The 22504-nt window shown below is 37.1% G+C and carries 15 protein-coding genes; all 15 read left to right on the top strand.

The genetic code is table 11. The features are described 5' to 3' along the window. The first annotated feature begins 592 nt into the window (after positions 1-592). The 15 genes from glnA (at position 593) to F9U64_RS00495 (ending at position 22155) form a co-directional block, all read left to right on the top strand. Positions 593-1963 carry a type I glutamate--ammonia ligase gene (glnA, locus tag F9U64_RS00565; RefSeq protein ID WP_153400829.1) on the top strand — a complete coding sequence of 457 codons (1371 nt, stop codon included), beginning with the start codon at positions 593-595 and terminating at the stop codon, positions 1961-1963. A 295-nt stretch (positions 1964-2258) separates the two neighbouring features. Next, positions 2259-3476: an EAL domain-containing protein gene (locus tag F9U64_RS00560; RefSeq protein WP_153400828.1), complete on the top strand. Its 1218-nt coding sequence runs from the start codon at positions 2259-2261 to the stop codon at positions 3474-3476. Between the two features lie 358 nt (positions 3477-3834). Then, positions 3835-4680: an AraC family transcriptional regulator gene (locus tag F9U64_RS00555; protein WP_194287237.1), complete on the top strand. Its 846-nt coding sequence runs from the start codon at positions 3835-3837 to the stop codon at positions 4678-4680. 290 nt (positions 4681-4970) lie between these two features. Then, entirely contained in the window at positions 4971-5744 is a 774-nt protein-coding gene (locus F9U64_RS00550) for a sugar phosphate isomerase/epimerase family protein (RefSeq protein ID WP_153400826.1), read from the top strand. Positions 5745-5765: 21 nt separating this feature from the next. Further along, entirely contained in the window at positions 5766-6929 is a 1164-nt protein-coding gene (locus tag F9U64_RS00545) for a Gfo/Idh/MocA family protein (protein ID WP_153400825.1), read from the top strand. Positions 6930-7379: 450 nt separating this feature from the next. After that, positions 7380-9725: an AraC family transcriptional regulator gene (locus F9U64_RS00540; protein WP_153400824.1), complete on the top strand. Its 2346-nt coding sequence runs from the start codon at positions 7380-7382 to the stop codon at positions 9723-9725. A gap of 12 nt (positions 9726-9737) precedes the next feature. Then, positions 9738-12254: a glycosyl hydrolase gene (locus tag F9U64_RS00535; protein WP_153400823.1), complete on the top strand. Its 2517-nt coding sequence runs from the start codon at positions 9738-9740 to the stop codon at positions 12252-12254. Beyond that, a complete protein-coding gene (locus tag F9U64_RS00530) occupies positions 12251-12880 on the top strand; it encodes a rhamnogalacturonan acetylesterase (protein ID WP_153400822.1) in 630 nt (209 codons plus the stop codon). Before F9U64_RS00535 ends, F9U64_RS00530 begins: the two co-directional genes overlap by 4 nt. Before the next feature lie 77 nt (positions 12881-12957). Beyond that, the gene (locus tag F9U64_RS00525; RefSeq protein ID WP_153401397.1) at positions 12958-15531 is read left to right on the top strand and encodes an exo-rhamnogalacturonan lyase family protein; all 2574 of its coding nucleotides are present in this window, start codon (positions 12958-12960) and stop codon (positions 15529-15531) included. A gap of 247 nt (positions 15532-15778) precedes the next feature. Next, complete coding sequence (locus tag F9U64_RS00520) at positions 15779-17311, top strand: extracellular solute-binding protein (RefSeq protein WP_153400821.1); 1533 nt, start codon at positions 15779-15781, stop codon at positions 17309-17311. Between the two features lie 137 nt (positions 17312-17448). Further along, a complete protein-coding gene (locus F9U64_RS00515; RefSeq protein ID WP_153400820.1) occupies positions 17449-18402 on the top strand; it encodes an ABC transporter permease in 954 nt (317 codons plus the stop codon). Positions 18403-18441: 39 nt separating this feature from the next. Beyond that, positions 18442-19320, top strand: a complete 879-nt coding sequence (locus F9U64_RS00510) for a carbohydrate ABC transporter permease (RefSeq protein WP_153400819.1) — start codon at positions 18442-18444, stop codon at positions 19318-19320. 172 nt (positions 19321-19492) lie between these two features. After that, positions 19493-20185 carry a DUF1961 family protein gene (locus F9U64_RS00505; RefSeq protein ID WP_153400818.1) on the top strand — a complete coding sequence of 231 codons (693 nt, stop codon included), beginning with the start codon at positions 19493-19495 and terminating at the stop codon, positions 20183-20185. 11 nt (positions 20186-20196) lie between these two features. Then, complete coding sequence (locus tag F9U64_RS00500) at positions 20197-20838, top strand: YesL family protein (RefSeq protein WP_153400817.1); 642 nt, start codon at positions 20197-20199, stop codon at positions 20836-20838. Between the two features lie 24 nt (positions 20839-20862). After that, positions 20863-22155 carry a hypothetical protein gene (locus F9U64_RS00495; protein ID WP_153400816.1) on the top strand — a complete coding sequence of 431 codons (1293 nt, stop codon included), beginning with the start codon at positions 20863-20865 and terminating at the stop codon, positions 22153-22155. The last annotated feature ends 349 nt before the right edge of the window (positions 22156-22504 follow it).

Here is a 22504-nt window from a genome sequence, read left to right as displayed (position 1 = left end):
GTTGCCAGAAGAAAAGTGGGCATAAGCAGGTTTATCCTAACGTAATCCGGACGATTTGAATCGTTCGGATTATTTGCTTTCTGAATATAGAGTTTATCCTCCTCTACTTAATATCAGGTTCATGCTTTTGGATGAGAGACTTTCATTGTAATAATTTTCATACCTACACTTACCTTGAGTGATGCTCTCTTCATAGGATGATATTCGTTCCACTTATTGGTCTAGAAAAGCAATAAAAGCTGGGGAAAATGCGAGACTCCAATGGGACAGCGAGACTGAAGATCCACTTGTTAAAGTGGGTTTCTTTAACAAGTTAGCTGAAGCAGTGCCCATGGAAAGCGAGTATTTTCCCCAGCGGTGTGTTAGCACTATCTATATTAGTACATTAGTAAGTGACAAACCTGTGTATTTATTGTTCGGTTTTTAGATTAACTTTTTTATGTCTCAACACTTCTTTTTCTTTTAAAAAGTCATCAAAAAACTTTGTCAGATTTTCTTACAAAAGTCATGACGGAACTCACAAGGAAATAGTAGGATTGTTTATAACAATAGATGTTAAATAAATTAACACAACAAAAAGGGGAAATGATTTATGGCAACTATAGCACCTGAAAGAACAGTGGACACAAAAGCTTTATTGGAAAATATTAAAGAAGAAATCAAACAAAAAAATGTCGATTTATTGCATTTACAATTTGTAGATATAGAAGGATCTTTGAAACAAGTGACAGTAACGGTTGAGCAGCTAAATGAAGTAGTAAAAGGTGAAACAATGTTTGACGGATCTTCTATCACAGGTTTTACTCCTATTAACAAATCTGACCTGTACTTATTACCAGACTTAAATACATTCGCTGTATTACCATGGACGGAAGAAGAAGGCTATTCTGAAGCAAGATTCTTGTGCAGTGTAACAAATCCTGATGGGACTTTATTTGAAGGGGACCCGCGTAATATCCTGAAAAAAACAGTAGATGAGGCTAAAGAAAAAGGATTCTCCATCAATGTAGGTCCTGAATTAGAGTTCTTCTTATTTGAAACGGATGAAAAAGGTGAACCAACAAGCCAAGTAGCTGACAGAGGCGGTTATTTTGAACCAGCTCCATATGATTTAGGAGAGCGAGTTCGTCTGGAAATTTATCGTACATTGAAGAAAATGGGCTTTACCATTGAAGCTTCTCACCATGAAGTAGCTGTTGGTCAGCACGAAATTAACTTCAAGTTTGGTGATGCGTTGACAACAGCAGATAATGCAACAACTTTTAAATGGGTAGTAAAAACAGTTGCTCAGCAATTTGGACTTCGTGCAACATTCATGCCTAAACCGATTTTCGGTGAGAATGGAAATGGAATGCATGTAAATATGTCATTATATGATGAAGAGGCAGGCAAAAATGCATTCTTTGATGAGTCAGATTCACGTCAATTATCTGAAACGGCATACCAGTTTATTGCAGGGTTGTTAACACATGTTCCATCATTTGCTGCATTAACAAATCCATTGGTTAACTCTTATAAGCGACTTGTTCCAGGATATGAAGCACCTTGTTACATTGCATGGTCTGCATCAAACCGTTCTGCATTAGTTCGTATTCCAGCAACTCGCGGCGCTGGAACACGTGTGGAGATCCGCTGTCCAGATCCATCAGCAAATCCGTATTACGCTTTTGCAGCAATTGCTTCTGCAGGTATTGATGGTATTGAAAAAGGGATGGAAGTACCTGGTGAAACAGTTGACGATATCTTCAGTATGTCTGAGGTGGAACGTGAAGAAAGAGGCATTCAGAACCTTCCAACAACATTAGGTGAATCAATTGAAGCATTGAAAAATGGCGAGATTGGCACAAAAGTTCTTGGGGAATATGCATTAAATGAATATGTTTCGTTAAAACAAGATGAGTGGAACAGCTATAGAATCGCTGTAACTGGATGGGAATTAGATAGATACCAAGCGAAATTCTAATAGAAAAATGATGAGGCCTGAATTCAAGTGGAATTCAGGCTTTTCTAAAGACTTTGTTGAGTAGTGGATTTACAGATATAGAGCTGTAATAAAACTGAGTACCGTAAAACAGAAGCTCTCCCTTATTCTAAAGCAGATAGGTAATATTATCACAGCGTCAACCGTCTGGTAATACCCCTGCTGATGAAAGTCTCCCTTTTTAATGTAGAATGCTTGTATGTGTCAAAATTATTCGCTTTCATAGCCTTTTTCGATATAATAATAGATAAGTGGGCTAATATGTGAGGTGAAATAAATGGATCCATTAGAGATTATGTTAGATCTAGAAAAAGCGAAGCCACTTTATCAGGCTATTTTCAGTGCGGACAGTCATGAAGTTACTGGCTATCAGGTGTTAGGTTATATGGAAACAGATAACGGAATGAAGAGTTTAAGAAATTTTTTCCGGGATGATAATGTTCCAGAAGATTTTAAAGTGGAAATGGATCGTCATTTACATAAACAAGCATTAGATGAGTTTATCAAAGAAGATGTCCAAACCTATATTTATTTAATCGTTCATCAAGATTATTTAACTAGCACCGGCGAGAATGACTTTATTCAGGAAATGTTATCATATGAAGAAAAAGGGCTGAATCTTTCTCAATTGGTCATCGAAATTGTGGAACAGGACCGGATTGATGAGATTAACGCACTGGCAAATTCTATTAAGTATTTAAAAACATTCGGTGTAAAAGTTGCAATAAATGTTGCATTAAAGGGCTCGAATAATTTAGACAGAATTAGTATGTTAGAACCGGATATCATTAAAATTAACTTAGCATCATTACAAACTCAATCGTTTATGGATAATTATCAGAATGTTATTTATTCCTTATCACTCTTAGCGCGAAAAGTTGGGGCAGAGCTGCTGTTTGACGGGATTGATTCCAATTACCAGTTTCATTATGCCTGGAGAAAAAATGGCAGGTATTATCAAGGCGAATTTTTCAGCGGTGCTAAAAATCATTTTGTTGAGAATACATTATGGAAAGAGAAGTTCAGGAAAGATATTGGACAGTTCATCTCTATTGAGAGATCCCATCTAACATCAAGGTATCAGTTAACCTCATCCTTAAATAATCAATTCCGTGATCTATTAATACAGTCTAAGAAAAATAAAACACTAGATGAACGTATTGAAATGATGGCAAAAGAGCTGCAAACAATCTGTTTTCGAATGTATGTAACAGATGGGGAAGGTTTCCAAAAAACAGCCAATGTCGAATTAACGGAAGGGCAATGGCAGATAGATGAGGCGGTAAAAGGCAAGAATTGGAGCTGGCGTCCGTATTTTATTGAAAATGTGATCAGAATGAATGAAGAGAAGAATGGTATCTTATCTGATTTATATAGTGATATTGAGACAGGCGAAATGATCAGAACTTTCTCCTACCCAATGGAGCAGGATCTATTCTTATTCATGGATATCTCTCAAATGTATATTGATGATAATCCGTATTTACTATGGTGAAATAAATAATCCCAAAAGAACGATCATTTCAGGCATTATTCTGCAATGATCGTTCTTTTTTTGTTTTTTTAGACTTTACATAAGGCTCCTTTTAAATCATAGCAATTACACTCCTTGTCCATATTTGTCTGACAATAGCCGGGTTTCCCTGAAATTATCTGAGAGTAAATGGATATTGTCGAAAATAAGGATTGATAGGTATTGTCTCTAACTGAGATTAGATGTTGGATTTTTGCTAACTTATCCAATAATCAAGAGAAGACATAGATTCAAAAGTTGAATTATTTACAATAATTCGATGCTTTTCCTTGTCAATCTCGATATACTATTAGTAAATCACTTGAAAGGAATGGTGAGTTTGGACGAACCGTTGAGAGTCGGATATCGAACGAGCAAAAATGAAGAATATGATTATCACTCGCATCCAGACCATTATGAAATTTATTTTTTTCATGCAGGATCCTGTCGTTATTTAATACATAATCAGATTTTTGATTTAATACCAGGTGACCTGCTGCTTATGGATGGAATGACACTTCACAAACCAAATATAAACCCAAATAAAGAATATGTTCGAAGTGTCATTCATTTTTCTCCGCAGTGGATTAAGAGTGTCCTTTTAGAAATAGACAGTATGTATTTATTAGAAGTATTTGAAAGGCTTCATCATTGCTTAATCCGTACAAAAGAAAACAATGAATCGAAATACTTAGAGGATGTAATTCACCGGCTTTATCAAAAGAAGATTGAAGCAATTCGGAATAATACTGTTAATGAATCAGAACTGAAAATATTATTAATCCAGATATTAATCAGCGTTCATCATCTCGGGCAGCTTGATTCTATTAAACTTCCAGACCGTAAAACTGATAAGTTAGTACACTCGGAGAAAATTGCAGAATATATTCAGGTTAATTATAAAAACAAGTTATCATTAAATGGTATTGCAGAAGCACTCAACTTAAGTAAATCTTATGTTTCGCATGTGTTTAAAGAAATGACAGGTTTTACTGTAATGGAATATGTGATGGGATGCCGCCTGAACCAAGTGAAATATTTATTAGAAATGGAACCACATAAACCACTCAAAGATATCGCATATGAGTGCGGTTTTGAAAGCGTTTCGCACTTTAGTCGCTTTTTTCGTGAAAAAGTTGGGATTACGGCGAAGCGCTATCGTCATAGTAGATTGGACAATAATTAAGAACTGCTTAGTCATCATTAATGTGACTTATGAGGATAACTGTGATGAACAGTTAGGTTTTTTTAGGAGATAAACGAAAAGCACGCTCAGATAATTTTAAGGATAATTTAAATAACTTCATGCACTGATTTTTCTCCAAAACCAAACTATACTGTAACTAGTTTCAAGTAAAATTAAGGTTATTTTTTGAAAACGATTGCATCTCGTATGATATTACATTACGGATTAGGAGAAGAGAAATAAAGTTGCTCTTTATTGAGTAATTATTTTGTGTAAAGGAGAGGTTGTTAATGGAAAACAAGTTTGCTGCACAGCTGTATACAGTGCGTGAGGAATTAAAAAACGAGGGGATACGTCCGGTATTCAAAAAATTGAAGGAGATGGGATGGGCAGGTGTGCAAATCTCCGCATTGCCACAAGATTATGATCCAAATGAAGTAGCACTTGCTTTGCAGGAAAATCAGTTAAAGGCTGCAGGGATGCACATTTCATTACAGCGTTTGCAAGAGGATTTGGATAATGTAGTAAAGGAAGCAGATTTATATGGAACAAAGGATATTATTTGTCCATTTCTTTCAGAGGAATTGCGCAATGAAGCTGGCTATCGTGAGGTCAAAGATATTTTAAACAAGGTTGCCGAACAAGTACCAGATTATCGAATTAGTTATCATAACCATGCATTCGAATTTGATAACGAAATTGATGGACAGGATGCTTTAAGTTATTTGCTGAATCCTCTCCATGATAACAAGATCCTTGCAGAGATAGATGTTTTTTGGGTGAAAAAAGGCGGGCAAGACCCTGTCGAATTTATCTCCCAATATCCCAACCGTATGCCAATCATTCACTTAAAAGATATGACACAGGATGAGCGTCAGACTTTTGCGGAAGTGGGGGAAGGTCTAATTGACTTTGTACCAATTCTCGAATGGGGCGAAGCAAATGGCATTGAATGGTATGCAGTAGAGCAAGATGTCTGTGAACGCGATCCGTTTGATTGCCTTCAAACAAGTTTAACGAATGTAAAGAAATTGTCGAAGCAAGTTAGTTTCGTGCAAAAATAAATCGTTAGGAAGTGAGTATAGATGAGTTTAGTTAAAGTCGGTGTAATCGGTATTGGTAATATGGGACGTTCTCATGCGAAAAATTTAAATCAAGGGGATGTAAAAGGAGCAATTTTAACAGCAGTTTGTGATGCATCAGAACAGCAGCTTGAATGGGCGAAAAATAACCTGACTAATGAAATTGAAATATATCAGGATGAAGACAAATTTTTAAACGAAGCTGACATTGATGCAATTATTATCGCTACACCACATTACTTCCATCCGACAACCGCAATGATTGCATTTGCCAAAGGAATTCATGTCATGCTTGAGAAACCAGCTGGTACGTATGCAAAAAATGTAAAAGAAATGAATGATCTGGCAATGGAGAGCGATGTTGTTTTTAGTATGATGTATAATCAGCGTACGAATCCATTATTTCAGAAATTACGCAAAATGATTCACTCTGGTGAACTAGGAGAAATCAGAAGAACAAACTGGATAATAACAGACTGGTATCGTTCGCAAAGCTATTATGATTCAAGTAAATGGAGAGCAACATGGGACGGAGAAGGTGGAGGTGTGTTGTTAAATCAGGCGCCACATCAATTAGACCTGTGGCAATGGACAACTGGTCTTATGCCGAAAAAAGTTCGCGCATTTGCCAGTTTGGGGAAATATCATGATATTGAAGTGGAAGATGATGTTACGGCATACGTTGAGTATGAAAATGGTGCGACAGGAGTGTTTATTACTTCAACAGGTGAAGCGCCTGGTACGAACCGGTTTGAAATCACAGGTGACCGTGGGAAAATTGTGGTAGAAAATAATAAACTAACTTTCTTCCGTTTAACTGAATCAGAGCGTGAATTTAATAAAGTAGACAAAACAGGATTCGGCAGGCCGGAATGCTGGGAAATTGAAATCCCGGTTACAGGGGATTATCCAGGTCATTTAGGAGTACTGCAAAACTGGATTGATGCTATTCAAAATGGCACTCCATTACTTGCTCCGGGAATTGAAGGAATTAAGGGATTAGAGATATCGAACGCTATTTATCTATCTGCATGGCTAGGGGAAATGGTTGAATTACCAGTAGACCCAGACTTATATCTGGAAAAACTGCGTGAGAAAATTAGACTGTCCACTTTTCAAAAAGAAGAAGTTACGAATGTAACACTTGATGTGGAGAAGTCCCACTGATTATTAAATTGAAGATGAATAAAGTATTGCATATGTAAAGCTCATACTTATTAATTAAAGCTCAGAACAGTCACTTACCATATTGATTGTTCTGGGCGAATACATTGCTTCCTGACACCATAAAATGATTTAGTATCGCTTACCAGTCTCCATATCCCCACTGATCAAAATTTCACTAATAGAAAACGCCTGAATATCACAGTCTCCCTTGTTCTGTTGACATTAACAGTTTATCTGCAAAAATGTGTTAGTTTCGCATAAAAGTATGGGAGTAGAAATCATGACAAAAAAATATTTACAAAAAATTATGATTGAAGGAAAAGTTAAAAGAATATATAGTACTATTATAGTTTGGAGGTGGTTTAGGAAAACTTTGTTCTTCAATTTTTCCCTCGCAAATTGTGAAAGTGCTTACATTTGTGGTAACATAGATTTTGGGAGGTGAAGAATATGAAAATTAAGCAAAAAATTTCCAAGGTAGTTCATTGGTTTTCATTACGCTGGCAAAGCAATTTCTTTAGAAAGAGTTTTCTGTTAATCCTGTTTATTACATCCATACCAGGTATCATTTCGGCAATTGCTATTTATACATTTGGTTTACATTCAACAGAAAATGAATTGAGAAAGGTCCATTTAGAAGAGATTGATGAGCGAGCAAAACATATTGATGAACAATTTAGTTATTTAGAAGAATCACTTACATATTGGGCGTTTGAGCCAACATTTAACTATCAACTGATTACAACCGATTTTGTTTATGAATTCCAGACAACAGAAGAAATAATGCAAAAGCTGATGATACTGGAAGGAAGTCAGCCACTTATTAATAAAGTGGATCTTTATGTTGAAACAGAGAATGGCCCGGTACTATTTACTCCATATATTCAGCATATTGATGAACAAGCAAAACAAGAAGCCTACCATTCCTTGTTAGAACAGACTAATAACATCACATGGAATCATACCAATAATTTTTATGAAAATACAGAATACAGCAGCAAACTTGTCCTGACACACCAAATACCAGGTGTAACTAGCAACCCTTTTGGCGCGATCGTTGTATCAATTGATAACAAGAGTCTCGTGCGTTCACTGGAAACTCTTACACCATACAGTAATGGTGTCACCTTATTAATGAGCGAAAATAATGAAGTATTAGTTTCAACAGAAAGTTCGGGAAGCGGTAGTTTCACAGAGCAGTTAATTTCTTATATTACAAGTAATAATCCAGCAGACCGGTCGTTTCAATTAGATTGGAATAACACTACTTACTCTGTTTCCTACGGTACATTTGACCGTATTGGTTCAGAGTGGACATATGTGTCTGCTGCACCAATTTCAGCAATTACAACACCAATTGTAACCATTTCTAAAGTCATTTTGATTGCAAGTCTGATTGTATTGGGATTGGCCTTTTTTCTGACATGGTTTGCATCCAATCGTTTATATCAGCCTGTGAAGAATTTAGCCAGCAGCTTTATACCAGCTAGCAATTCAGCAAACAAAGGGACGAAAGATGAATTTAAACAGATACGTGACAGGCTGGATACATTGACATCTGTGAGTGAACAATTAGAGAAACGAATCACTCGTCAAATTCCCCAGTTGAGACATAATTTCTTAATACAGTTAACAAAGGGATACTTATATGATTTCGATGAAAATGCTTTAAAAAGAAGAATGGAAAATTACCGTTGGAATGTTGATGACCATTCTTTCATATTAATAGATATCCAACTGACAGGGCTTATCAACAGCTCAAAGCGCACGTATGAGGATGACAGTTTAATTGCATTTGCCATGGCAAATATTGCGGATGACATCACAAGAGAGTATATGGATCAGTATACTGTCCTTAATCAATATGATATGACAGCAAGCATTTTCTTAATCGTTCCTAACGATTTTTCTAATCTGTCTAATCATTTAAATCAGCTTGCAAATGATATAACAACAGCAATAAACCGTGTCTTATCAAGATATGTAACGATTACGATCAGCTCTCAAAAGTCGAAAATTAAGGATATATCCTTTTTGTTTGATGAAATAGGAAAGGCGAGAAGGTTGAGAGATTTTAATAATCAGAATCAGATTCTTATGCTGAATGAAGTGGAGAAAGAAATGAATGGACAAACACTCTACTACCCGTTTGAAACAGAAAAAGAGATTATTCAATGTATTAGAAGAGGAAGGATTAAGGAAGCGGAGGAGCTGATCCGTCAGTTTTTTGATGAATTACTGGATAACAGCAAAAAAGAGGTTAGTGTCCAATCAGGTATGATGCAATTATACAGTACAATTCAGCATGAAATTTTATTATCTGGAGTGGATCCGGTCTTATTGTACAAAGGGCGGAATATGTATGAAGAATTATCACAGCTGAGAGAAATTGAGTGGGTTATTAGATGGTTAATGGAGCAGGTGATTGAGCCATATATCACTTATCTTGAAGATCATACCAATATGGAAATGAAACTGATTATAGATCAGGTAGTCCTGTATATTGAAGAGAATTATATGGAAGATATATCTTTGGAAAGCTGTGCAGAATATGCTGGCATTACTCCATATACATTAAGTAAGGCTTTTAAAAAGATTCACGGAACTAATTTTATTGATTATTTAACAAAAGTAAGAATGGATAAAGCAAAAGAACTGTTATTACAGACAAACATGAAAATTAATGAAATTTCTGAACAAGTAGGTTACAGACACAGTTACTTTAATCGGATATTTAAAAAACACGTAGGATTGCCTCCAAGTCAATACCGTAAATCGAGAGCAAGCAATTCATAGGGAGTGAGTAAAATGGACTCGTTATATCAACAATTTTTGAATCCAGCTTCTGAATTTTCGCCAATGCCGTTCTGGTTTTGGAATGATCAGCTTGATAAAGAAACCTTACGATCACAGATAGAAGACTTTCAGCAAAAAGGTGTAGAAGGATTTGTCTTACATCCAAGAATTGGGATACCAAAAGACACAGAATACTTATCAACTGAATTTATGGAATATGTAAAGTTTGCTGTAAAAGAAGCCCATCAACGAAACATGCACGTAATATTATATGATGAAGCAATGTATCCATCAGGTGCGGCCAATGGAAAAGTTGTGCAAAAAAACCGCAAATATGCCAGCAGGGGATTATATGCACAAGTTATCAATGATTTGGATCAGCCAGTTTCTTTATCTTTGGAAGAAGATGATCGAATAGTTGCCATTTACTTAGCAGAGAAACAAGATGATAAAACGTATATTCCAGAGCAGATAAGCTGTCTCTATCCATTAAATGCTCAAATCATTGAAGTGAGTGATAATACGGTTTTTATTACTAAAGAAGTGATTGATCAGTATTTTCAGGTAAAACAAAGAGATAAGGAAAATTACGAATGTATCGTCTTAATCGAGAAGTACACATATGGAACGATTCGCGGCATACATGCAGATCAGGATGATGGACAGTCTGAGGCTCCACGTTCAGCTGACCTGTTAAATCCTGAGGCTGTTAATACATTTATTGGATTAACACATGAGAGCTATAAAGAAGCAGTAGGCGATTATTTTGGCAATACGATATTTGCCATGTTTACAGATGAACCTGATATTACAGGGCGAAATGCAAGAAAAGGTGGTATTGCCTGGACCAATCAGTTTGAGAGATTTCTATATCAGAAAGGCTTGCATATTGAAGATTTGCCGGGGTTGTTTTTTTCTGTTGGGGAAAAAACAGACCGTTTGCGAAAGCTTTATGAAAAAGCGTTGAACAAAAGAATGTTAGAAACGTATTATGTTCCCATCAGCGAGTGGTGTGAGAAGAATCATCTGTATCTAACAGGACATCCGGCTAAGAGTGATGACATTGGGTTGCTTCATCCTTTCACCATTCCTGGCCAGGATGTTGTTTGGAGATGGGTTGCTCCAGAAGATGAAAAGGGATTGGCCGGCCAGCATGCAACTGCAGGAAAATGCGGCGCTGATGCTGCGAGGCATTTTAATCGGAGACGTAATTTGAATGAATATCTTGGTGTTTGCGGGAAAGACAACGGCTGGAATCTGTCGGCATCTGATATGAAATGGTACACCGATTGGTTAGCGGTAAGAGGAGTTAACTTATTTTGCCCACATGCCTTTTATTACAGTGTGGAAGGAAGAGAAAGAAGCCATGAACGTCCGCCGGATGTTGGGCCAAACAATGTATGGTGGCAATACTATCATTATTTCAGTACATACATTAAAAGAGTCAGCTGGTTAATGACAGATAGTGTGAATCAGGCTGATATAGCGGTCCTGGCTCAAGACAGTCATTTGCCATGGAAGATGGCGAAATATTTTCATCAAAATCAGATTGAGTTCAATTATTTGCACGAATCCTTGTTCAGTATGGATAAAGTCACGATCAATGGAGATCAATTATCCATCGGCAAACAAATCTATCATGCTTTCGTAATTGATAATATGGATCTAGCTGATTTTCATCCTAAAGTTGAACAGATAATACAGCAATTTGCAGCGAACGGCGGAAAAGTATATTTGGTAACAGGTAATGATGAGAAGAAGATAAATAATGCCACCTGCTTATCACCAGAAGAAGAAACTGAAATGAATGAGCATTTTCTGCCATATCGTTATTTTGAAATTACGGAGTCTGCTTCTGATCTCCGGATAACAAAGTTAAAGAAATCCGGTAAACAATTTTACTTTATGACAAATGAAGGAGAGACTTCCTGTCAAAGAAAAGTGAAATTGAAAGAACCTTTCCCTGTTGAAGAATGGAATCCATGGACAGGAACCAGACGTAGGCTGACAAAAAACGATCAAGGCGAGTATTTGCTGGAACTTTCCTCTCGTGAATCGAGAATATGGTATACAGAAGCAGGTATTAATTCAGAGAATCAACAGGAAGAATTAATAAAGGTGGCAGAACTGGATCTTAACGTGCAGCCATCTGCAGAGAATGATTACTGGAATAAAAATAGCTTAAGTGACTGGTCAGAATTGGAAGACTTGTGTCATTTCTCCGGTTCACTGGATTATCAGTTTAATTTTAATTATCAAGGACCAGAATTGGATGAAGTGGTCATTGACTTAGGCGAAGTATATGAAATCGCGGAAGTAATCTGGTCTGAAGAATCAAATGTAAAGATGTGGGCACCTTATCGGGTTACAATTTCTGGAGAAAAAGTCCAAAAAGGAGAAAATTCTTTTATTGTCAGGATAACAAATAACAGTGCTAATAAAATGGATAAACAGTTATTGCCATCAGGATTAATTGGTCCTGTCAGACTTTTTGGATACCAAAAAAAGATGAAAAGGAATGGACAGTGATGACAACATTATTTTTAGCGAGTGATTCTACGTGTCAATCCTATGAGGAGAAAGATGCTCCTCAAGCTGGGTGGGGCCAATTCTTACAAGAATACTTACCAGCGTATCAAATTAGTAATCATGCAATAGGTGGCAGAAGTTCAAGAACATTTATTGAAGAAGGACGATTATCGGTAATAGAAAAGACAATGAAAGAAGGCGACTTTCTATTAATCCAGATGGGTCATAATGATTCTACAAAAGATAAACCGGAACGCTATACCGAACCGTATCGAGATTATAAGCAATACTTAAAACAATATATCCATACAGCAAGAAAGAATCACGCCGCTCCTGTCCTAATCACCCCTGTTGCGCGCCTGCATTACGTTTCTGGCGAATTTCTGGCAGACTTTGGGGATTATTGTAATGCGATGAAAGAGGTTGGGGAGGAAGAGCAGTGTCCTGTAATTGATTTGATGCAGCATTCTATTAACCACCTGAAAAATGCAGGTTTTGAAGAAGCGAAAACCTATTATATGGTTGATGTTAATGGCACAGATCATACTCATTTTACTGAAAAAGGTGCCAGCCAAATTGCAAAGATCTTAGCAAATCACATAAGCAGCCTGATGAAAAGTTATTAAACTATTAACCTTTGATCCATTCCCCGTACTGCTGACAGTATGGGGAATTTCCATATTTGATATTCTATCAGAAAGGGATGTTGAGATTGAAAGTAAATTTAAAATGGTTAGAGGAAAAACCTGAAAATCTGACGAATATTACATGGGGTGTGCCTTGGCAGAAAGGGCAGCTCGATAGTACGGATTCCATAAGTTTAGAAAATGAAGCAGAGAATTCAATTCCTGTACAAACATGGCCACTTGCTTATTGGCCTGATGGCAGTGTGAAATGGACAGCGCATTCAGCCAACCTGCAAAATGAAGAAAAGGCAGCAATTACAACTGAAAGAAATGTATCAGAATCCGAGGGTCTACTGATTAAAGAAAATGAAAAGGGATTCTTTGTAAATAATAATAAACTGGAATGCTATATTCCTAAAAAGGGGGAGATAATCTTTGAAACAAACAAAAATCAGCAGAAATACCAGGCGTTCTTAGAAACAACAATAGAACAAAGAGAAAAAATGAAGAATAAACATGTTAATACTTATACAAATGTGCAGGGAAGAATTGAGGATGCACAGATAGAGAATAAAGGAAATATCCGGACAGTGATCAGGTTGGAAGGTGCACATTATTCAGACGATGAAGAGCGATTTTTACCGTTTATATTAAGGTTGTACTTTTTCCATCAAATAGCTGATATAAAAGTGACTTACACGATGATCCATGATAGTGATCCGGAGAAATATTTTATCAAAGGATTAGGATTAAAACTAAAAGCAAGATTCAGCGGAGATCCCTGGAATCGTCATGTTCAATTGGCTAGTGATGAAGGAATCTACAGTGAGCCTGGACAACTGATCCTAACGCGAAGGTATCGAAACACCGATGGATTATTTGAGAAGCAGATTGCTAATCAGACAATAGATTTAGACGAAATGCCGGATTTGAAGAAACATGTGCAGACAAACGCAATATGGAATGACTTTAAAATGGTTCAGGATAGTGCAAACCATTTTAAAGTATTAAAACGTTGTGATAATAACAACTCGTGGGTTGAAGTCATGCATGGTAACCGTTCGAAAGGTACATTGTATGCTGGCGGTGTAGATGGCGGGATTGCTGTCTGCCAAAGAAAGTTCTGGCAGAAATTCCCGAGTTCGCTTGAAGTAAATGGATTAAACAAAGAGGAATCGAACATAACGATCTGGCTCTGGTCACCAGACAGTGAAGCAATGGATCTGAGACATTACAGCAATGATACCCATGTATTAAGTGCATATGAAGGTTTTGACGAAATGCGCGCAACACCAATAGGAATAGCGAATACAAATGAATTAATTGTTTCTTTTTTTGACTCTGCCCCGACGACGGAAAAAATGTATGATAAAACAATCGATTGGCAGAACACCAAATTACTTGTATGTGAACCGGAATATTACCATCAGACGAAGACACTAGGAATATGGAGTATGCCAGATTATCGAAGTGACTTCACATCATTTTTGGAACAGCAGCTTGATAATGCTTTTGATTTCTACCAAAAGGAAATCGAACAGCGGAGCTGGTATGGTTTCTGGAATTACGGAGATGTGATGCATACATATGATCCAGTAAGGCACCAGTGGTGTTATGATGTTGGAGGATATGCATGGCAGAATACAGAACTCGCGCCAAATATCTGGTTATGGTACAGCTTTCTGCGAACAGGCAAGGCAGAAATATTTCATTTAGCGGAAGCGATGACAAGACACAATAGTGAAGTAGACTGCTATCATCTTGGGGAATACAAGGGACTTGGATCAAGGCATAATGTTAGTCACTGGGGTTGTGGCTGCAAGGAAGCTCGGATCAGTATGGCTAATTTATATAAATTTTATTTCTATTTAACAGCAGACGAACGAACTGGTGAGGTCTTAACAAGTGTAAGGGATGCTGATGAAGCGACAGTGGGACTTGATCCTATGAGAGAATTTTACCCGAAAGATGAATATCCAACACATACAAGAGTGGGACCGGACTGGGCAGCTTTTTCTTCTAACTGGCTATGTGAATGGGAGCGGACGAAAAATCCTCTATATTTGGAAAAGATCAAAACAGGCATAAATGATCTGAAAAAAATGCCATACCGCTTGCTGTCAGGGCCGACCTATGGATATGATCCAAAGACATCCCATTTATATCATATGGGAGATGGCAATGAAGGCGGATATCATATGATTATAGCGTTTGGTGCACCACAAGTATGGATGGAACTGGCAGAACTCTTGGATGACGAGGAATGGAAAGATATGATTGCAGAATTTGGTGAGTTTTATTCCCTATCTGATCAGGAAAAGCGAGACAGAAGTAATAATGCATTGCAAGATAAGTTTTTTAATTGGCCAATGTTTGCTTCTGCGATGGTTGCGTACAGTGCCAATCGGAATAACGATCAAAAAATGTCAGAAAAGGCATGGGAATTATTACTTAATCTGGAATACAGCCATACCCCACTTCCCATTAAAGCTCAACAAATAACAACCTGGAAGTCAATCAATGAAATTTCCTGGATAACAACTAACACTATTTCGCAATGGTCCATTAATACGATCGTCTGCCTGGAATTATTAAAGGATTCCTTGCCTGATAAGGGCTGGCAAAAAAGTATTATTAAGCTAAAAAAGTGATATTCCCAGAACTTGGAGTCTTGATAATCTAAACAATTGCTGAAAAGAGTGTTAGGAAACAAAAAATGAATATTGCAGGAAAAATGTAAGCGTTTTATATTTAGGTTACCGACAAGAACATTTCAACCTTTTCAAAAGACATGAAGGCAAGAAAAAGGGGGGAAGTGAATTTTATTTCACTAAAAAATGTGTTGAAAAGGAACAAGTGATTGTCTGCTTCATTTAAAGAATATTAAGGAGGGTCAAAATGAAAACAAAGTTTCTTCGTAATTTATTAATGGCATTATTTGTTTTTGGTGTTCTAATACTTGCTGGTTGCAGTAACAATAGTGAGACAACGGGCAATGATGATCAAGGAGAATCAGGTGAAGAAGGTTCTGAGGAAAGAATGAATATAAGAGTATTCGCACCAACATTTACAACAGAACCACCAACAGATGACAGTCCAGTATTAAAGGCAATCGAAGATTATACAAATAAAGACATTACAATGGAGTGGGCGCCGAACAGTAACATAGAAGATAAATTTAACATCACATTGTCATCAGGTGACTTACCACACATTATGGTAGTACCAAATAAGTCGCCAAGTTTTATCAGTGCAGTAGAAGATGGAGCATTCTGGGAATTAGGTCCATATTTAAAAGATTATCCAAATCTTAGCCAAGCAAATGAAATAATTTTAAATAACAGTTCAATTAATGGTGATATATACGGAATCTATCGCTCTCGTAATTTAGGTAGAACTGGTGTCATAATCCGTAAAGACTGGCTGGAAAATTTAGGTTTAGAAGAGCCGAAAACAATTGATGAATTTTATAATATGTTAAAAGCGTTTAAAGAGCAGGATCCTGATGGAGATGGACAAGATGATACGTATGGTTTAGTTGTTTCCAAATATGAAGGGCCATGGGATGTTATGCAAACATGGTTTGGTGTACCAAACAGATGGGGTGAAGATGAAAACGGTGAATTATATCCATTCTTTATGGATGATAATTATGTAGAGTCATTGAATTTCTTTAAAAAGCTTTATGATGAAGGTTTAGTAAATGAAGACTTTGCTGTAATGGATCCAGCTCAGTGGTCTGAGCCTGTTATTTCCGGTGAAGCGGGAGTTCAAGTAAACGTGCTTGATGAAGGCCACCGTATCCAGGATAAAATTGTTGAAGCGAATCCTGAAAATACGGAACCAATCACGGTAATCAAAGCTGTCGAAGGGGATCATGGGCTATTGAATTTACCAACTTCCGGCTATAACGGTATGCTTGCTATTTCAAAAACGTCCGTTAAATCAGAAGAAGAGCTAAAACAAGTCCTAGATTTTATTGATAAATTAGGTGATGAAGAAGCACAAATATTAGCAGGAAATGGGATTGAAGGGCGTCAATACGATATCGTTGATGGTGAACTTGTAAATCATGCACAAGATGATCCGGCACTTCTGGCTGAAATGGATGGGTTAAATCAGCTTTTAACATTTATACCAGAAAGTAAAGTGCTTACCCCAGCAGGAGATCCGTTACGTGAATTAGAAGAAAAATTAATGAAAGAAAATGAAGAAATTGTTGTGGCAAATCCTGCAGAATCTTATATTTCCGAAGTTTATTCGAAAAAAGGTCAGCAGCTTGACAATATTATCTTAGATGCACGTGTAAAATATATTGTTGGACAGATTGATGAAGCTGGATTGGAAGAGGCGATCGAGCTTTGGAAACAAAATGGCGGAACAGATTATATTGCAGAAATTAACCAGTTGCACCAGGAAGCACAAAAATAGTCTGCAATTAAAAGGTGAATAAGATAAAAAGCAGGTGAGCCAGCCTGCTTTTTATTCAAATACTAATCATAATGAAGTGCGGTTGCAAAAGGATTTTGTAAAAAGTTCGATCATCATTTAAGTTAAGAGGGGATTCGATGGCAAATGTACATGATAATACACTAGAGCGTACTGCAGCAAAAAGTAAGAAAGGCAAATGGAATCAGATATTAAAAGAGAAATGGTTATATTTAATGGTACTGCCAGGATTGGCGTATTTTCTTATCTTTAAGTACTTTCCAATGTGGGGAATAGTGATTGCATTTCAAGATTATTCGCCTTTTTTAGGAGTGTTTGGGAGTGAATGGGTAGGATTTGAACATTTTCAATATTTCTTTTCCAATCCTGATTTCTTACGTTTACTTAGAAATACATTTATTCTTGCTTTATATGACTTAGTCTTTTTCTTTCCGGCACCGATTATTCTGGCGTTAATGCTGAATGAAATCAGGATAAGTATTTATAAGCGAGCATTACAGACAATGGTATATGTACCTCACTTTATGTCATGGGTAATTATTGCAAGTATCAGTTATGTTTTCTTAACAACTGGCGGAGGGGTTGTAAACGATTTAATTGCCAAACTAATTGGTCAGGAAATTAACTTCCTATCAAGCCCGGAATGGTTTCGACCAATGATCATTGGTCAAATTATCTGGAAAGAGACTGGCTGGGGTACCGTAATATTCCTTGCAGCACTGGCTAGTGTGGATCAAGAACAATATGAGGCCGCGATCGTTGATGGTGCGGGACGTTTTCGCCGCTTATGGCATGTAACATTACCAGCACTGCGCAGCACGATTGTTATTTTATTAATCTTAAGATTAGGTAATTTCCTTGATACAGGTTTCCAACAGATCTATCTAATGTCGAACTCATTAAACCGCAGTGTGGCAGATGTGTTTGATACGTATGTTTATTTTGTTGGTATTACCGAAGGAGCATTTAGTTACAGTACAGCGGTCGGGTTATTTAAATCGGTTGTTGGAATCGTATTAATCGTCGGTGCTGATCGAATTGCGAAAAAATTAGGTCAAGGTGGATTGTTCTGATGCAATCATCTAACCAACTAGAAGAGGAGGAGTTAAATCATGCACCGAATGCATAACACAGGTCCAGGAAGAGTATTTGACATCTTTAATCATGTATTTTTAGCGGTTGTTGCGTTAATTACCGTTGTTCCGTTTCTATATATTATCGGTGGTTCCTTTGCAACAGAATCTGAAATTGCGACAAGATCATTTTTTGTCATACCAAATGAAATTACGACAGCTGCCTATGACTATATCTTCTCAACAGATGCCGTACTTCGCAGTCTTGGTATATCAATTTTAATAACTGTTTTAGGTACTGCAGTAAGTATGATATTGACACTTACAATGGCATATCCCTTATCAAGAAAAACGATGGTTGGGAGAAATTTTATTCTTAATCTGATTCTATTTTCCATGCTGTTTGGTGGAGGTATGATCCCGACATATTTACTTGTAAAAGGATTAGGTTTATTAGACTCAATTTGGGCATTAATCTTACCTGTTGCAATTAATCCCTTTAACCTGATTATTGTAAAAACATTCTTCCAGGAGTTGCCGAAAGAGTTGGAAGATGCCTCAAAAATAGATGGATGTACCGAATTTCAAACATTTTGGCGGGTAATGCTGCCATTATCCAAACCGGTTATTGCCACATTTACATTGTTTTATGCTGTATTTTACTGGAATGACTTTTTCCAGGCATTACTCTATTTAACAGATACAACAAAATGGCCGATCCAATTATTGCTTCAGCAACTTGTAATGGTAGCGAATATGGGGATTGGTGATTTACAGGAAGCTCAATTATACGAGCCTCCGGAAGAATCAGTTAAGTTAGCGGTTATCGTTATTGCAACCGTTCCTATTCTATTATTCTATCCGTTCTTACAAAAGCATTTTGCCAAAGGTGTCATGTTAGGGTCTGTGAAAGGATAATAACTGATGAACATTTATTAACTCAGGCAGAAGATAGGTTGTCGTCCACTTAATTTTTTTCTGCCTGAGAATGATAAAAAGGTAAAAACAAATGATTATCAGGCATGGTAATTATTTGTTTGCATCTTTTTGAACAGTAGGAAAATTGTGAATCAAAAGGGAGGAAATATAATTGAATAAGGTTACCTTTCGTACTGGAGAGACCATTTATGAAAATTCTTTAACAGATTTACAGTCCATTAAGGGTTGGATTAAAGAAGGAGAGTTGGTTACAAAAACGTGGCAAAATAAACTTTTGTTAGAAAATAAATTAGACCCAGAGGAATATGGAGACAATGCTCATTGGGTGTTATGGTGTCCGGAAGAATTTCCTGATCGGATTATTGTAGAATGGGATTTTTATCCACTGGAAGAACCTGGGCTGTGCATGTTGTTTTTCGCTGCAAAAGGCCGAAATGGGGAGGATATCTTTGATCCATCTCTACCTCAACGAACAGGGTATTATCCGCACTATCACTCAGGTTCGATCAATGCCTTGCATTTATCATATTTCCGCCATAAACATCCCGAAGAAAGAGCATTTCGCACATGTAATTTACGGAAAAGTCATGGATTTCATCTTGTAACACAGGCAGCAGATCCGTTGCCGCCAGCAGAGGATGCGATATCTCCGTACCATATGAAGTTAGTAAAATATGATCAGCACATCCAGTTTTATATTAATGATTTAGCTATTCTGGAATGGGAAGATGATGGGAAAGAATATGGTCCTGTTTTACAAGGGGGGAAAATCGGGTTCAGGCAGATGGCACCAATGGTTGCCGCATATGCCAATTTATCAGTTAAACATGCAATTAGAGATTAGGAGGAATGATGATGCTAGGTGATGGATTTATCGGTAAGTTTTATTTTTTCGGAGAAACAGTTTTGCTTTTATTATATGTGAATTTATTATGGGTCTGCTTTACACTGTTAGGTCTTGTGTTCTTTGGAATTGGACCTAGTACTGTTGCCATGTTTACCGTTTTCCGTAAATGGTCAATGGGCGAAGACGACCTTCCTGCATTCCGGATTTTCTGGCAGACTTATAAAAAAGAGTTTATCCGTGCGAATGGTTTAGGGCTTCTTTTACTATTCATTGGCTACATGCTTTATATTAATTTTACGTTTTTTGAAGTTGATATTGTCTGGCTGCAGCAGTTAAGCAAAATTTTATTAATTATAGCGGCAATTGTCTATGGAATTATGATTATTTATATTTTCCCAATGTATGTTCATTATGACAACAAATTAGTTGCCTATTTCAAAAATGCTGTCCTTATCGCAGTATATTCCCCGATAAGAACGATTTATGTTATAGCGGCATGCTTAACATTATATTATTTATATTTTGTATTACCAGTGTTCCTGTTCTTCTTTGGTGCAAGTTTGACTAGTTTTGTCATTATGTGGATCGCTTACCGAACGTTCCAGCGGCTGGAGTTAAGACAGGAAAAACTGCAGGAAACACAAGCATAGAATAGTAGGAGGGAGATTTTTTGTATGAAAACCACGGCTGAAAAGACAAAACCGGTTCGATTGAGAGAGATCAATATTGGAGAAGCAGGGAAGAATTGCAAAATGTATCTTGGTGATTTAACAGGAGATGGACGGAAAGATTTGCTGATGGTTCAGCCAGATAGCGGGATTGATGACAGATATGTTCCGCATCAAGTAGAAGCAATGACTGCATTCAATATGGAAGGGAGCGTTATCTGGCAAATTGGTACACCTGGTAATGAACCAGGCGGTCCTGGAAGTGACTATCCTGTGCAAATCTATGATATTGATGGGGACGGGTATAATGAAGTTCTATGTGTAATGGATAAAACGTTCCGGATCATTAATGGAAGAACAGGAGATATAAAAAAAGAATTCTCTCTGCCAGGTGAACATGCTCATGATTGCATCGTGATCGCTAATTTGGCGGGAAATGCATTTTCACAAGATATAATTTTAAAGGATCGCTATCATCAAATGTGGGCAATGAATGCCGAAGGGGAACTTTTATGGACACATAAAGGAAATATCGGGCATTTTCCCTGGGTTTTCGATTTTAATGGTGATGGTAAGGATGAAGTAATGGCTGGTTATGATTTTCTTAACTCTGATGGAGAACTGCTATGGTCTTGTAAAGAATTGGATGATCATGCAGATTGTATATGGGTGGGTAAAGTTCAGCAAAATGCTTCTGACTTCCAGTTAGTTATTGGTGGAAGTGTGACTGTTTTATATGATTGGAAAGGTAAGGAACTCTGGCGGTACAATGGTTCAATTGAATCGCAGCATGTTTGTATCGGAAAATTTAGAGAAGATTTACCTGGATTGCAAGTTGCCGGGCTTGACAGGATTATAAGGGGTTCCCATTATTCGGACGGAAAAGATGGTATTTTCTTACTTGATGAGAATGGGCAGGAGGTATGGAAAGAGAATAGACAAACAGATGGCTGGCTGACTATTATTGATACAATTGACAGTTGGGATGATAGTGACCTGGATTATATTATTGCATACAGACGTGGTGGAGATGTACTTCCAACAATTTATGATGGCTACCAGCAAATAGTGGCAACATTCCCTGTTGATGGTTATGTTGTTTATGATGATTTAGTTGGGAGTGGGAAGAAGCAAGTCATTGTATATAACCAGACAACTGCTTATGTTTACGGAAATGAACCTATCGATTTGTCTGTTAAAAGTGATCGAACTTTACCACAGAGTAAAAGGTCTTATGCTGTAACCTTGTATCCTGGCGGTGAATACATCGAACAGGATACAAGCAAAGACATGAAATAAGTTAAGAAAAACAGTGATTTATTCTCCGGATAACCTCGATAATACTAGCTCCAGTCATGGAAATGAAGGTTTTTTGTAAAAAAACCTGAATGCCATATGACAGGAGCTGGTTTTTAGTTATGAAGATAAGAAGCGTTCATAGCATCAAAAGTGTCGGAGTTCCAGTAAGTTATGAAGCCATGAAGCGTTCATAGCATCAAAAGTGCCGGAGCTCTCGCCAGTTATGATGTTATAAAGCGTTCATACCATCAAAAGTGTCGGAGTTCCTGCCAGTTATGAAGCTATAAAGCTAAATCTGCTCTAGTTCTTAATATAAAAAATGAAGTACAGGCAGGATTTTGCCGTGTAC

The sequence above is a fragment of the Gracilibacillus oryzae genome, from assembly GCF_009498735.1.
GTDB classification, from domain to species: domain Bacteria; phylum Bacillota; class Bacilli; order Bacillales; family Amphibacillaceae; genus Gracilibacillus; species Gracilibacillus oryzae.
The sequence above is the reverse complement of the archived record's forward strand: the minus strand, read 5'-3'. Positions and strand labels throughout refer to the sequence as shown.

Coding starts and splice junctions, on each gene's coding strand:
- glnA (WP_153400829.1), top strand. CDS start 593: ATGGCAACTATAGCACCTGAAAGAACAGTGGACACAAAAGCTTTATTG.
- F9U64_RS00560 (WP_153400828.1), top strand. CDS start 2,259: ATGGATCCATTAGAGATTATGTTAGATCTAGAAAAAGCGAAGCCACTT.
- F9U64_RS00550 (WP_153400826.1), top strand. CDS start 4,971: ATGGAAAACAAGTTTGCTGCACAGCTGTATACAGTGCGTGAGGAATTA.
- F9U64_RS00545 (WP_153400825.1), top strand. CDS start 5,766: ATGAGTTTAGTTAAAGTCGGTGTAATCGGTATTGGTAATATGGGACGT.
- F9U64_RS00540 (WP_153400824.1), top strand. CDS start 7,380: ATGAAAATTAAGCAAAAAATTTCCAAGGTAGTTCATTGGTTTTCATTA.
- F9U64_RS00535 (WP_153400823.1), top strand. CDS start 9,738: ATGGACTCGTTATATCAACAATTTTTGAATCCAGCTTCTGAATTTTCG.
- F9U64_RS00525 (WP_153401397.1), top strand. CDS start 12,958: ATGTTGAGATTGAAAGTAAATTTAAAATGGTTAGAGGAAAAACCTGAA.
- F9U64_RS00520 (WP_153400821.1), top strand. CDS start 15,779: ATGAAAACAAAGTTTCTTCGTAATTTATTAATGGCATTATTTGTTTTT.
- F9U64_RS00515 (WP_153400820.1), top strand. CDS start 17,449: ATGGCAAATGTACATGATAATACACTAGAGCGTACTGCAGCAAAAAGT.
- F9U64_RS00510 (WP_153400819.1), top strand. CDS start 18,442: ATGCACCGAATGCATAACACAGGTCCAGGAAGAGTATTTGACATCTTT.
- F9U64_RS00500 (WP_153400817.1), top strand. CDS start 20,197: ATGCTAGGTGATGGATTTATCGGTAAGTTTTATTTTTTCGGAGAAACA.
- F9U64_RS00495 (WP_153400816.1), top strand. CDS start 20,863: ATGAAAACCACGGCTGAAAAGACAAAACCGGTTCGATTGAGAGAGATC.